Here is a 13,328-nt window from a genome sequence, read left to right as displayed (position 1 = left end):
GTAAGGGTATGCGCCCGCGGCGGCTTCGATTACAATCAGTGAACATCGTTAAACACGCACCAGCGGCCCGCCCTTATGGATGATAAGTTAATCGAGTTACTGAAGACCTATTGCAACGAGCGCAACCAGAGCGGCGGAGCCTTGTACCAGCGGCTGGAAAAAGGTTTCAGGGAACTGGTGGCCGGCGGCCTGATCAAAGGCGGCTATACCATCCCCAGCGAACGCGAGCTGTCGGAATACCTGGCGGTATCCAGGGTGACGGTGCGGCGGGCGTTAAGCCAGCTGGCCCAAGACGGGGTGATTATCCAGCGGCGCGGCGCCCGCAGCCAGGTTGCCGGCCGGCTGGAAAAACCCTTATCGTCGTTAACCAGCTTCAGCGAGGACATGCTGTCGCGCGGCCATCAGCCGGGAGCCATCTGGCTGGAGCGCGAGTTGATCCAGTCCTCGCCGTCGGAAACCATTGCGCTGAATCTCTCTCCCGGCGCGCTGGTCTACCGCCTTAAACGGCTGCGCACCGTGGACGGACGGCCGATGGCGGTGGAAATCGCCGTCATCCCCCAGGGTTTCCTGCCGTCGCTCGACGGGCTTGGCGACTCGCTGTACGCGGTGTTGCAACGCAGCGGCCATATGCCGAAACGGGCGTTGCAACGAATGCGCGCGGAACCGTTATCGGCCGAAAATGCGCTGCTGTTGGAGCTGCCGCCGCAAAGCGCGGCGCTGCATGTGGAACGCCACTGTTATCTTGAGGACGGACGCCCGATTGAATATACCCATACCTGGTATCGGGGCGACAGTTATGATTTTGTGGTGGAACTGCAGCGCGACGGCCTGTACTGACGGGCGGCAGACGCCGGGAACAGCCGGCGGGCATTAACCGGCGCCGCGCCGCGCCCAGCCGGCGGCGCCCATAAGCCCCGCGTCCGCGCCCAGCGCGGCGCCTGATACCGCGACCCGTCCCAGCGGCGGCAACGCGTCCTGCGCCTGGCGGATCCTGTCCAGCATGCCCGCCGCCAGCCCGACGCTGCCGCCAATCACCACCTCATCAATATCCAGCAGCATATGCGTATTGGCGATGGCCTCGGCCACCGCCGCCGCCGCGTTGTCGATGATATCGTTTGCCCGCGCGCTCGTGGCAGCCAGCGCAAACAGCGCGCGACTGTCGATGGCCCGCCCGAACAGCGCCCCGGCCTGGCGCGCCAGCGCGGTGCCCGAGGCAACGGATTCCAGGCAACCGTAACGGCCGCATCCGCACGGCCCCCCGCGGCCGGGCATCACATCGGCCGGCGGGCGGCTCACCGTGGCATGGCCGAGATGTCCGGCCAATCCGTGCCCGCCGGTGCGCAGTTCGCCGTCAAGCACCAGGCCGCCGCCGACGCCGGTGGACAACGTCATAAACAGCAGGTTGCGCACCCGTCCCTGCCGGACGCTATACTCGCCCCAGGCGGCGGCCTGGGCATCGTTCATCAACACTACCGGACAGGAATACAGTTGGCGCAGCGCCGCTTCCAGCGGGAATCCGCGCCAAAAGGGGATGGTGTCCAGATTGACCGAATAAACCCGCCCGGCGCGCACGAAACCGGTGGCGGCTACCGCGATCATGCCGGGCGTGACGCCAAACGCGGTCACCTCGCGCAGGGCGGTGATAAACCCGGCCTCGTCAAAACGCATCGGCGTTTGCCGCCGTTCCACGCAGCGCCCCTGCTCCACCCTGGCGGCGGAGATTTTGGTGCCGCCGATATCCAGCGCGATAGTCGCCATAATCAGCTCCGGGTTGCGGCCTGTGCCAGCGCCTCGATAAACCATTGGGTAATATGCTCAACGCGCGTAACGGCCGAGCCGACGGTTACGGCGAACGCGCCCTGCGCCAGGGCGGCGGCGGCATGATCCTGCGTGCGGATGCGCCCTTCCGCCATCACGTTATAACCCCGCGCCGCCAGGGCGGCAATCAGTGCCAAATCGGGGCGCGCCATCGGCTGATCGGCGGTGCCGGCCGTATAGCCGGACAGCGTGGTGCCAATCAGATCGCAGCCCAGACCTGCCGCCGCCACGCCGTCCGCCAGGCAGGCGCAATCCGCCATGATAAGGCGTTGACACGCCCGCGCCGCCCGGTAGAGTTCCGCCACCGGCACGGGCCTGACCCGGTCGGTGGCGTCAAAGGCGATAATCGACGCGCCCGCCCGCGCCAGATCCTCCACATCCGCTATAAAAGGTGTGATACGCACCGGTGAATCGATTAAATCACGTTTTACGATGCCTATCACCGGGATGGTCAACGCGGCGGCCACCCGACGCACATTCTCCACGCCCTCGATCCTTACCGCGGCCGCGCCGGCCGACTGCGCGCTTTGCGCCATGGCGACGATAATCTCCGGCCGGTCCATCGGTCCGCCGGTCACCGGCTGGCAGGATACCACCAGGCGGTGCTTAAGTTCATTCAGGGTCATCTGCGTCGTTTTCCTTAAAAAATAACCTCGGCACCGCCAGCTAACCACAACAATACCAAATATGTAAACTGGTATTTTATTTTATCGAGCAACGCACAAAAAAGGTGCTTAAAGCTATTCAAATGCACAATAATTGTGCTAATAGTTATGCGTAGCGTGAGATTAACAGCCTGATACTCAGGAATAAAAACGCAACAGTTTCGTTAAGTTAATAATATAGAACCCTTTTAAGCATCTGGCTCTAATCTGGACTTAAACTGGCATGCTTATTGTATTGCTTATCCTATAAAAACCAATAGCGACAGCGGCGGACCGCGGCCCCGAAGCCACCCGGCCGGGCCGCCGCCCAACAAAAAACCAAGAGGCCAGTCGATGAAAGACGGAACACTGAAAGTCGCCGTGGTGGGCGCGGGATTTATGGGCACCATGCATGCCAGGGTGTTCAGCCAGCTCTACGGCGTGGAAGTGATCGCCATCGCCGATCCGGATCCGGCGCGCTGCGAGGCGGTAAAGGCGTTTATTCCCGGCATCCAATGTTTTAGCGATTATCAGGACATGCTGACGCTTGAGGGATTGGATATCGTCAGCATCTGCACCAAGGATGATTTCCATCTGGCGCCGGCCCTGGCCGCCGCCCGGGCCGGCAAGCATATCTTCCTGGAAAAACCCATCGCCGCCGCCCTGGCCGACGGCGAGGAGATTGTCGGCGCGGCCCATGCCGCCGGCGTCAAGCTCGGCATCGGCTTTTTGCTGCGTTTCGACCCGCGCTATTCACGGGCGCGGGACATCATTGAAGCCGGCGAGGCGGGAGAGATCAGCCATATCGCGGCGCGGCGCAATAGCCCGGCCATTGAGGGACCGGCGCGCTACGGCGGCAGCCTGCCGCTGCCGCTGCATGTCACCGTGCACGACGTGGATATGGTCCTCTGGCTGTTGCACCGCACCAAACCGGTGAGCGTTTACGCCCAGACCACCAATAAGCGCCTCGGGCATTTGGGGACCGAGGACGCGGTTTTCGCCATTATCCGCTTTGCCGACGGCGCGGTGGTCAATCTGGAAAGCGCCTGGGCGCTGCCGGCGGGTTCACGGACCCTGCTGGACGCCAAGATGGAAATATTGACCACCGCCGGCCTGTTTGAAATCGAGTGCGGCGAGTCCGGCCTTTATCATGCATCCGAAACCGCCAACCGCTATATCGATACCCAGCACTGGCCGCTGAGCCAGGGCGAAATCAAAGGCGACCTGCGCGAGGAACTGATGGCCTTTATCAGCGATATCCGCAGCAACCGTACCACGGTCGCCACGGGAGAAGAGGCCAACGAGGCGTTACGGATTACGCTTGCGATCATGGCATCCGCCCGTACCGGTCAGGTCGTTGCCGTCTGATCGCCTCATTTATCCACTGAATAAGGATTTACGCATGAAAACGACGCTCTCCCGGTTTACCGCGCTCGTCTGCGCCTGGCTGTTCTGCGCCGGCGGCGCCCATGCGCAGGATACCCTGCGCGTATTGCTGGAAGGCCATAGTACCAGCGACTCCATCAAGGCCATGCTGCCGGAATTTGAAAAGGCGACCGGCATCAAGGTACAGGCGGAAATCGTCCCCTACGCCGATCTGACGTCCAAGGCGCTACTGGCCTTTTCCTCCAAAAGCGGCCGCTATGACGTCGTCATGGACGACTGGGTGCATGGGGTGGGCTACGCCTCGGCGGGTTACATCGCCCCGCTCGACCCGCTGATGAAAGCCGACGCGGGTTTTGATCGCGCGGACTTCGTCAAAAGCTATGCCGATACGCTGCGCTATAAAGACCGTTATTACGGCGTGCCGGTGTACGGCGAAAGCACGTTTCTGATGTACCGCAAGGACCTGTTCGCCCAATACGGCATCGCGGTGCCGACCACCTTTGACCAACTGCTGGCGGCGGCCAAAACCCTCAAGGAAAAAAGCGGCGGCCACATGGCCGGCATCACGCTGCGCGGCGGCCAGGGCATCCATAACACCTTCTCCTGGGCGGCATTTCTGTGGGGCTATGGCGGGCAATGGATCAAGGACGGCAAATCCGCCGTCGACAGTCCCGAAGCCATCGAGGCCACCAAGGCCTACGTTAATATCCTGAAGAATTACGGCCCCATCGGCGCGGCCAATTTCGGCTGGCAGGAAAACCGCCTGGTGTTCCAGCAGGGCAAAGCGGGCATGATTATCGATTCCACGGTCAACGGCGGCTATAACGAGGACGCCCGGGAATCGACGGTGGTCGGCAAGGTCGGCTACGCCCCGGTTCCGGCGCAGCCGGGCAGTCATCCCGGCGGCAGCTCGGCGCTGCAGGTGCATGGCCTGTACCTGGCCAGCGCCAGCAAGCACCAGCAGGCGGCATGGCAATTCATCAGTTGGGCCACCAACAAGCAAACGCAGATGAAATCGGTGGAGATTAATCCCAACGCGGGCGTCAGCTCCCTGAGCGCCATTAACAGCGAGGCCTTCGTGCGTAAGTACGGCGCGTTTAAGGACGGCATGCTGGCGGCGCTGAAAAACGGCAATCCCAACTACCTGCCCACGGTGCCGCAGGCCACCATTCTGATCAATAACACCGGCATCGCGCTGTCCCAGGCCCTGGCCGGCACCCTGTCCGCCGAGGACGCCATGGCGGCGGCAAACCGCCAGAACGATAAAGCCCTCGCGCGGTGAAACCGGGACCGGAGTCAACATGAAAGCAACGTTTACACGTTGGGCGTTTACGGTGCCGCTGCTGGCGGCACTGATGGCGGTGTCGGTCTACACGCTGGGCTATTCGCTGTACCTGGCGCTGCACGATATCGACATGATGGCGCCGCCGCCGTTTGGGTTTGTCGGGCTGGCCAATTTTATCGACGTGCTGCAGCAGCCGCGCCTGTGGTTTTCGCTGTGGCATACGCTGGTGTACGTGGCGGCGGCAACGCTTATCGAGCTGGCGCTGGGATGCGCCGTCGCCCTGTTTATCAGCCGCGATTTTCCCGGCCGCAAACTGACGCGGGCGCTGCTGCTGCTGCCGATGATCGTCACGCCCATCGTCGGCGGCCTTATCTGGCGCATTTTTTACGATCCCAACGCCGGCTTGTTTAATTACCTGGCCGGCCTGCTGGGCATCGCCCCCGTCGACTGGCTCGGCAATCCGTCCTATGCCATGGCGTCGCTTATCGTCGCCGACGTCTGGCAATGGACGCCGTTTATCATCCTGCTGGTATCGGCCGGCCTGGACTCGTTGCCGCAAGAGCCGCTGGAGGCGGCGGAACTGGACGGCGCGCGCGGCTGGCGCCTGCTGGCCTATATCAAACTGCCGATGCTCAAGCCGATTATCCTCATCGCCCTGTTCCTGCGCATGATTGACGCCTTTAAGTCGTTCGATCTGATTTATGTCATGACGCGCGGCGGGCCGGCGCTGGCCACCGAAACCACCAACATGTTCGCCTACCTGACCGGCTTTCAGGATTTTCGCATCAGCGAAGCGGTGGTGATCGCCATCATCAACACGCTGCTGGTTATCCTGGTGCTCTCCATGGCAAGCAACCGGATTATGAAAGATGCCTGATTCTCTGAAACGCACCGGCCGCTGGGCGGGGTTTTATGCTCTGTTAGTGCTTATCCTGGCATTTTTCCTGCTGCCGATTTTCTGGCTGGTGTCGATGTCGTTCAAAACCTATATCGACGCGTTCGCCATGCCGCCCAGGCTGTTTTTTACGCCCATCCTGGACAACTACGCCACCGTACTCGGTAACAGCGATTTTATCCGCGCCTTCTTTAACAGCGTGGTGATCTCCCTGGCCGCCACCCTGCTGTGCCTGCTGCTGGGGGCCTTGTTCTCCTACGGGCTGGTGTTTTTTGTCATCAAGAAGGCGCGCGCCAAGCAATTTATCATGAGCCTGCGTTTTGCCCCGGTGATCATGCTGGTGCTGCCGGCCTACTACCTGGTGACGTCCCTCGGCCTGACCGACAGCTACCTGGTGCTGATTGCGGTCTATACCCTCGCCAATGTGCCCTTCACCATCCTGATGATCACCACGTTTTTCGAGGATATTCCGCCGGAATTACGCGAGGCGGCGCTGGTGGACGGGGCCAGCGAATGGCAGGTCTTCGCCCGGATCATTCTTCCCCTGGCCCGTACCGGGCTGGCCGCGTCCGGGGTGCTGACGCTGTTTTTTATCTGGAATGAGTTCCAGATCGTGCTCACCCTGTCCGGCGAATCCACCCAGACCCTGCCGGTGGCCATCACCTCGTTCCTCACCTTCCAGGGCACCGAATGGGGGCCGCTCACCGCTGCCGGCACGCTGGTTATGCTGCCGATGCTGGTGCTGGGACTGCTGGTGCAAAAACATCTGGTCCGGGGTTTAACCATGGGCGGCGTGAAATAACGCCCGACCACCCTACAACAGGAGAGCCGGACGATGGCTGCCATACGCTTACGCAATGTCTTTAAAAGTTATCACAACACCCAGGTCATCAACGGGGTCAACCTGGATATCGAGCATGGGGAGTTCTGTGTGTTTGTCGGCCCCTCGGGCTGCGGCAAATCCACCTTGCTGCGCATGATAGCCGGGCTGGAAACCATCAGTTCGGGAGATATTATTATCGGCGACCGGGTAGTCAACCGCCTGCCGGCTTCGGAGCGCGGCGTGGCCATGGTGTTCCAGAGCTATGCCCTGTACCCCCATATGTCCATTTTCGACAATATGGCCTTCAGCCTGAAGCTGGCCAAGGTCGACAAGCGGGAGATAGCGCGGCGGGTGCACGACGCCGCCGGCATCCTTCAGCTTGACCCGCTGCTCGACCGCCTGCCGAAGGCCCTGTCCGGCGGCCAGCGCCAACGCGTGGCCATTGGCCGCGCCATCGTGCGCGACCCGGAGGTCTTTTTATTCGACGAGCCGTTATCCAACCTGGACGCGTCGCTGCGCGTCGCCACCCGGGTCCAGATTGCCAAACTGCATCATGAGCTGGGCAACAGCATGATTTATGTCACCCATGATCAGGTGGAGGCCATGACGCTGGCTGATAAAATCGTATTGCTCAACAGTGGCGCCGCCATGCTCAGCCAGGGTTCCATTGCCCAGGTCGGCCATCCGCTGGCGCTGTATCACCACCCGGTCAATCGCTTTGTCGCCGGTTTTATCGGGTCGCCCCAAATGAATTTCCTGGCGGCGAGGTTAACCGGCGCCGGGGCCGACCGGGCGACGGTCACCCTGGACGGAACCGACGCCGTCGAGCTTTGCGTCGACGCCAGGCTCGCCGACGGCGACGACGTCTGTGTGGGCATCCGTCCCGAGCACCTGCGGCTGTGCGCGCCGCAGGACCGGCAGCTGTCGGGGCGTATCCAGCACATTGAACATCTGGGCGAAGCGGCTTATTTATACATTGCACTGCCGGACCGCGAGCCGGTGATACTCCGGCACGGGGAAGACCGGCGCCTGGCATTGGGCGATACGGTGGATCTCGCCATCCCCGCCGACAAGGCGCACCTGTTTGACGGCGCGGGCAACGCTTTCCGGCGCACCGTGGATATTTAGCCTGCGGCGGCGTGGGCGGCGGCGCGGCGGCGACGACCCCCGCGCCCATCCGTTACCGTTGCCCGTAACACGTCCACGTTAGAGCAATGATTACAGAGATTATTCACTGAATTTGTCATAATATTGCCAATTTTCTTCTGCAGGCGGGCTATGATAATATCAGTAGCCATTTAGAAACCGAAAGAATAATCTTATGACCTATCTGTACCTGTTAATAGCAATAATTTCTGAAGTCATAGCCACAAGTTCGTTAAAAGCCTCCGCGGGTTTTACCAAAATGTACCCTTCCATTATCGTTATTGTCGGGTATTGTATTTCTTTTATATTGCTTTCCCAAGTACTCAAAACCATGCCCGTGGGCGTCGCTTATGCGGCATGGGCAAGCTTAGGCATTGTATTTGTTGCCGTTTCAGGTTATTTCTTTTTTGACCAAAAGCTCGATATCTATGCCATACTCGGTATGTTCATGATCATTGGTGGTGTTTTGGTCATGAATGTTATTTCTAAAACCACTAATCATTAATTAGCTTATAATATCATTCTTTTTATTATGGGGAATATAATCAAGCATGCCTGGCAGCCATCATGATTGTGGAAAATGAAATATCGCATAGTTATAATATTAAGCTTCGTCCATTAGAACGGGAAGATCTGCATTTCGTTCATCAGCTGGATAATAATGAAACTGTCATGCGTTATTGGTTCGAGGAACCTTACGAGGCTTTTGTCGAACTTAACGACCTTTATGACAAGCATATCCATGACCAAAGCGAACGGCGGTTTATCATCGATAAGGAAGGTGTGGGCATCGGCCTGGTGGAACTGGTTGAAATCAATCATATCCATCGCCGCGCCGAGTTCCAGATCCTGGTCGACCCGGCCCATCAGGGGCACGGCTATGCCAGCATTGCCGCGCAGCTGGCCATGAACTATGGATTTATGGTGCTTAACCTGCATAAGCTGTATCTGATTGTCGATCAGGAAAACGAAAAGGCCATCCATATCTACGGCAAGCTGGGTTTCAAGGTCGAAGGCGTATTGCTGAAAGAATATTTTGTCAACGGCGAATACCGCAACACCATCCGGATGTGTATTTTCCAGAACGAATATCTGGCGAGTAAGAAAAGATAACACGACGCAACCCGGCTGGCGCCGCCCGCGCCATGGGGAGCCGCCTGTCGCGGCAAGCGAACCCAAAATGCGGCGCCTGGCGCGAAGGGCGCTTAAAAGACATTATCCGCAATGGGCTTATGCATATAGAGGCTCAGGGGATCATCCGGGTAAGCGCCAAAACGGCCGACGCGGCTGAAGCCCTGTTTTTCATACAGCGCCACGGCATCCATCTGGTAAATGCCCGTTTCCAGATACAGGTCGCGAAATCCCTGGCCGCGCGCCCAACCCTCCAGCCGAGTCAGTAATGCCGAGGCAATACCGCAGCCGCGAAAAGCCGGATCGACATACAGGCGTTTGATCTCCGGCAGCGTATCCTCGCCCACAAACAGGCAGACGCAGCCGGCGGCCCGCATGCCCGCCCGCCAAACCCGCACCCCGGCTGCGCGCAGCGCGCCGATCGGCAGGCCATGATTGCTTTGCGCCGGGTACAGCGGTATTAAATACGCGTCGAGCGCGGCGACCAGGCGGGCAAACTCCGGGTCGCTGGCCTCAACCGGCATGATGCGCACGTCCATACCCTTCCTTGCGGTGACTTTTATATATTTATATTATAAAATTCCCTGGTATTGAACACCTCAGAACTGCAGTTAACGTAAAAATCATCCACCAAAGACATCGCGTTATCCAGATAAACTGAAATATCGCAACCGTAGTTAATTTTGCTTTTTTGCAGGGTATTGGTCGGCAGGGTCTTATTGATACAGGTGATCGCCGCCTTACAGCCGCATTTATCGGCGATAATCACCCGTTCCGGCGTAATAAGGTTTACATTCCAGCCCGCCTTGATCACCGTGGTCCGGATATCAACATCCTGGCCGGACACCGCCGCCACATCGCGCATGATGTCGACCTGCTCAAGAATAAAGGCCTTGACTGAATCGGCATCTAAAATAACCTTTTGATAAGGTTCAAGAATTTTACTCAGCACCCCTTTAACCATCAACGTGATTTCAGTATCTTTATTGAACTGGAAATAGGACCCGTAACCGTCGGTAAAGACCAGTTCCTGCCGTTTATCAAAAAAAATCGGCGCCAGGTCAATTAATTTATCATGGATCTGCGCATCAAGCTTCAACGCCGCGCCCTGATCCGAGCGGTGATGGTTAGACCAAAGCTTAACGGCATCGGCGATTCTGTTATTGGCTACATAAGACATGGCATAATAATTAGTCTTTAGGAATTTATTAACTTCAATCAACTTTTTGAATAACACATCCGATTGGATAAAACTCAGATTGAATTCGCGCGCTAATGTCGCCTGCGTCAGAAAAGGATTGCGCAGCATCAAATAGACCGCGTCCAGCAGCAGATCGTCGCCAAAGTCAAACTGGCGGATAAATCTTAAGGCGCTGTGGGGGAACGTATTCATCTCATCTCAAGTCCCATGGCATGTTGCCGTTGTTCGGTAGCCACAACAGGGCAACGGTTATCCTTCTGATTAACTCGTTCCAAAGGGTTTGCGTTTAAGGAGTATCGGCAGCGGGGCGTGAATATTTAGCAAAAAAACGTGAAAAGAGTGCGCAGGGTTTACCGCAGAGGTCGTGATGGGGAAACGTGGCCAGGGGGGCGGGCGGGTTTCCCCCGCCCGACCGGGGCCCCGCGACGTGGCAGGCCCGCTAACACCTTACTTGCTTAAGGCCGGCTTAAGCGACCACCATCGTGGTCTTGGTATTCACCAGTTCAAACAGCACCACCGTTCGCGACGGACAGGTATAGGCATGGCCGAAACCAAAGCTATGCTCATTGATATCATCCGGCTGAAAGGTATCAAATATATGCCGCCAGCCGTACCCGTGCGCCACCTCCGGCAGGGTAAAGACCAGATTCTCGTGGGAGGCGCTGAACAACAACAGCACGGTACTCTGCGATCCCACCCGCAGCAGCCCGGTAGGCTGCGCGCGACCGTCCAGCAGCATGCCGATGCTCTTCAGATTGGCGTCGCCCCAGGCCTCCTCCGACATTTCCTCGCCGTTGGGCTGCACCCAGGTCACATCCTTAATATTGAGCTTCTCATTGAGCTTGCCGCTGAGAAAACGCCCGCGATGCAAAATCGGAAAACGGTTGCGCAGGGCAATCAGCCGGTAAGTAAATAAAATCAGCGATTCGCCCTTATCGTTGATCTCCCAGTTTACCCAGCTGATATCGCTATCCTGGCAATAGCCATTGTTATTACCCTGTTGGGTACGGGCAAACTCATCTCCCGCCAGCAGCATCGGCGTACCCTGCGAGAACATCAGCGTCGCCAGCATATTGCGCATCTGGCGCAGCCGCAGCTCGTTAATCGCCGGGTCGTCGGTGGGGCCTTCGACGCCATAGTTGGCTGAAATATTATCACTGTGGCCGTCGCGGTTATCCTCGCCGTTGGCGTCGTTATGCTTATGCTCGTAGGACACCAAATCGTTAAGCGTAAAACCATCGTGGGCGGTGATAAAGTTTACCGACGCATGGGGTTTACGGCCGCGATGATTGAAGATATCGGCGGATCCGGCCAAACGGGTGGTAAAGTCCGCCAGTTGCCCTTCGTCGCCGCGCCAGAATTTACGTACCGAATCGCGATATCTGTCGTTCCATTCCGACCAGCCCGGCGGAAAACCACCCACCTGGTAGCCGCCCGGGCCGCAGTCCCAGGGTTCGGCAATCAGCTTGCACTGGCTCAGGATGGGGTCCTGGCGGCAGGTGTCCAGAAAGCCGCAACCCTCGTCAAAGCCGTACGCCTCGCGCCCAAGGATAGTCGCCAAATCGAAACGGAAGCCATCCACCTGCATCTCGGTGGCCCAGTAGCGCAAGGAATCCGTCACCATCTGCAGTACCCGCGGGTGGCTTAGGTTAATGGTGTTGCCGGTGCCGGTATCGTTAATGTAATAACGCTTCTCCTCGGGGAACAGGCGATAGTAGCTGGCATTATCGATACCTTTGAGCGACAGCGTAGGCCCAAGCTCGTTGCCTTCGGCGGTGTGGTTGTACACCACATCCAGGATCACCTCGATACCCGCGGCGTGCAGCGTGGCGATCATCTGTTTAAATTCATTGACCGTCGAGGTGGCCATATATTGCGGATGGGGCGCAAAAAAACACAGGGTATTGTAGCCCCAGAAATTATGCAGTCCGTTTTCCTGCAAATGACGATCGTCGGCGAAGGCGTGGATCGGCATCAGTTCAATGGCGGTCACGCCGAGTGATTTAATGTAATCGACAATCTGCGGCGTGCTCAGGCCGGAGAAGGTGCCGCGCTGATGCTCCGGTACCGCCGGGTGGCGCATGGTATAGCCGCGCACATGGGTTTCATAAATGAGCGTTTTTTCCCAGGGGATAAAACTTTTGCCGTTGGACGGCCAGGAAAACGCCGGATCGATCACCCGGCATTTCGGCATAAAAGGCGCGCTGTCGCGCTCATCCAGGCTCAGATCCTTATCTTCCGCCTCGAAGTCGTAGGAAAACAGCGCGTCATCCCACTTCAGCTCGCCCCAGATCTGTTTGGCATAGGGATCGAGCAGCAGTTTGGCGGGGTTGAAACGATGTCCTTCCTCGGGGGCATAAGGACCGTGGACCCTATAGCCATACAGCAGGCCGGGACGCGCGTCGGGCAGGTAGCCATGCCAGACCTCGTCGGTATATTCCGGCAGCTCTATCCGGTCATACTCCTCCCCCTCCTCGGTGAACAGGCACAGCTCCACCTTGGTGGCGTGGGCGGAGAAAATGGCGAAATTGACGCCCAGTCCGTCCCAGGTTGCTCCCAGCGGTACCGGCATGCCTTCCCTGACGCGCGTTTTGCGATCCGCGTCCAGGCGGCTGATAATGTCATGATCGCTATTGGGATGGGCAATGCGCACCCCTTTATTATCAATGGTCACCACCACCTGATTATCCACTTTGCTCGCCATGGTGGTGGTAGTGGTCGGAATAACAATTTCGTTAACCTTCTTCGACGATCCCTTAGCCATCAAACTCGTCTCCTGCGCATAATTTTTAGTATATCCAGTCACAATGCCGACCGCCGCCCGCAAGGTCTGCCAGCATGCGATGGACAGTCAGATAATCAATATAGTTCCTGCCGGTGAAGGCATGAGGTAAACGGCACGACGGCCGGGAAAATTGGAGTGGTAAGACACGCCTTATTGGAGTGTAGTACCGGTTCGCGGTTATGCCAGAAGCGCGCGGCAATGTTTCAGCCCGGCC

Annotated in this window: 13 protein-coding genes; 8 read left to right on the top strand and 5 right to left on the bottom strand. The window is 58.2% G+C overall.

Going from position 1 to position 13,328, the window contains the following annotated elements:
* Positions 1-75: 75 nt before the first annotated feature.
* Positions 76-837 carry a GntR family transcriptional regulator gene (locus ACL2XF_RS00265; protein WP_410013791.1) on the top strand — a complete coding sequence of 254 codons (762 nt, stop codon included), beginning with the start codon at positions 76-78 and terminating at the stop codon, positions 835-837.
* A 33-nt stretch (positions 838-870) separates the two neighbouring features.
* Here the strand turns inward: ACL2XF_RS00265 and ACL2XF_RS00260 are convergent, their stop codons facing one another.
* Both ACL2XF_RS00260 and ACL2XF_RS00255 read right to left on the bottom strand, forming a co-directional pair.
* Positions 871-1,758, bottom strand: coding sequence for an ROK family protein (locus tag ACL2XF_RS00260; RefSeq protein ID WP_413727778.1), 888 nt, complete (start codon positions 1,756-1,758; stop codon positions 871-873).
* 2 nt (positions 1,759-1,760) lie between these two features.
* A complete protein-coding gene (locus ACL2XF_RS00255) occupies positions 1,761-2,444 on the bottom strand; it encodes an N-acetylmannosamine-6-phosphate 2-epimerase (RefSeq protein WP_413721298.1) in 684 nt (227 codons plus the stop codon).
* 372 nt (positions 2,445-2,816) lie between these two features.
* Between ACL2XF_RS00255 and ACL2XF_RS00250 the strand changes: the two genes are divergently transcribed.
* From ACL2XF_RS00250 to speG, 7 genes are all read left to right on the top strand, one after another.
* Complete coding sequence (locus ACL2XF_RS00250) at positions 2,817-3,830, top strand: Gfo/Idh/MocA family protein (RefSeq protein WP_410013788.1); 1,014 nt, start codon at positions 2,817-2,819, stop codon at positions 3,828-3,830.
* A 34-nt stretch (positions 3,831-3,864) separates the two neighbouring features.
* Positions 3,865-5,130 (top strand): ABC transporter substrate-binding protein, encoded by a 1,266-nt coding sequence (locus tag ACL2XF_RS00245; protein WP_413727777.1) that lies wholly within the window; start codon positions 3,865-3,867, stop codon positions 5,128-5,130.
* 19 nt (positions 5,131-5,149) lie between these two features.
* Positions 5,150-6,010 (top strand): carbohydrate ABC transporter permease, encoded by an 861-nt coding sequence (locus ACL2XF_RS00240; protein ID WP_410013786.1) that lies wholly within the window; start codon positions 5,150-5,152, stop codon positions 6,008-6,010.
* Entirely contained in the window at positions 6,003-6,830 is an 828-nt protein-coding gene (locus ACL2XF_RS00235) for a carbohydrate ABC transporter permease (RefSeq protein WP_413721300.1), read from the top strand. The genes ACL2XF_RS00240 and ACL2XF_RS00235 overlap by 8 nt, the downstream gene beginning before the upstream one ends.
* A gap of 33 nt (positions 6,831-6,863) precedes the next feature.
* Positions 6,864-7,979, top strand: a complete 1,116-nt coding sequence (locus ACL2XF_RS00230) for an ABC transporter ATP-binding protein (RefSeq protein ID WP_410013784.1) — start codon at positions 6,864-6,866, stop codon at positions 7,977-7,979.
* 193 nt (positions 7,980-8,172) lie between these two features.
* Positions 8,173-8,502 (top strand): DMT family transporter, encoded by a 330-nt coding sequence (locus ACL2XF_RS00225; protein WP_410013783.1) that lies wholly within the window; start codon positions 8,173-8,175, stop codon positions 8,500-8,502.
* Positions 8,503-8,564: 62 nt separating this feature from the next.
* Positions 8,565-9,110 (top strand): spermidine N1-acetyltransferase, encoded by a 546-nt coding sequence (gene speG, locus ACL2XF_RS00220; protein ID WP_410013782.1) that lies wholly within the window; start codon positions 8,565-8,567, stop codon positions 9,108-9,110.
* Between the two features lie 92 nt (positions 9,111-9,202).
* Here the strand turns inward: speG and ACL2XF_RS00215 are convergent, their stop codons facing one another.
* The 3 genes from ACL2XF_RS00215 to glgX form a co-directional block, all read right to left on the bottom strand.
* A complete protein-coding gene (locus ACL2XF_RS00215) occupies positions 9,203-9,667 on the bottom strand; it encodes a GNAT family N-acetyltransferase (RefSeq protein ID WP_413727776.1) in 465 nt (154 codons plus the stop codon).
* 20 nt (positions 9,668-9,687) lie between these two features.
* The gene (locus ACL2XF_RS00210; protein WP_410013780.1) at positions 9,688-10,521 is read right to left on the bottom strand and encodes a hypothetical protein; all 834 of its coding nucleotides are present in this window, start codon (positions 10,519-10,521) and stop codon (positions 9,688-9,690) included.
* 274 nt (positions 10,522-10,795) lie between these two features.
* Positions 10,796-13,093 carry a glycogen debranching protein GlgX gene (glgX, locus tag ACL2XF_RS00205; protein WP_410013779.1) on the bottom strand — a complete coding sequence of 766 codons (2,298 nt, stop codon included), beginning with the start codon at positions 13,091-13,093 and terminating at the stop codon, positions 10,796-10,798.
* Positions 13,094-13,328: the final 235 nt, after the last annotated feature.

Source organism: Sodalis sp. RH19 (genome assembly GCF_047324215.1).
Taxonomy (GTDB): domain Bacteria; phylum Pseudomonadota; class Gammaproteobacteria; order Enterobacterales; family Enterobacteriaceae; genus Acerihabitans.
Note: the sequence above shows the minus strand (reverse complement) of the source record. Positions and strands in the feature narration are given on the sequence as shown.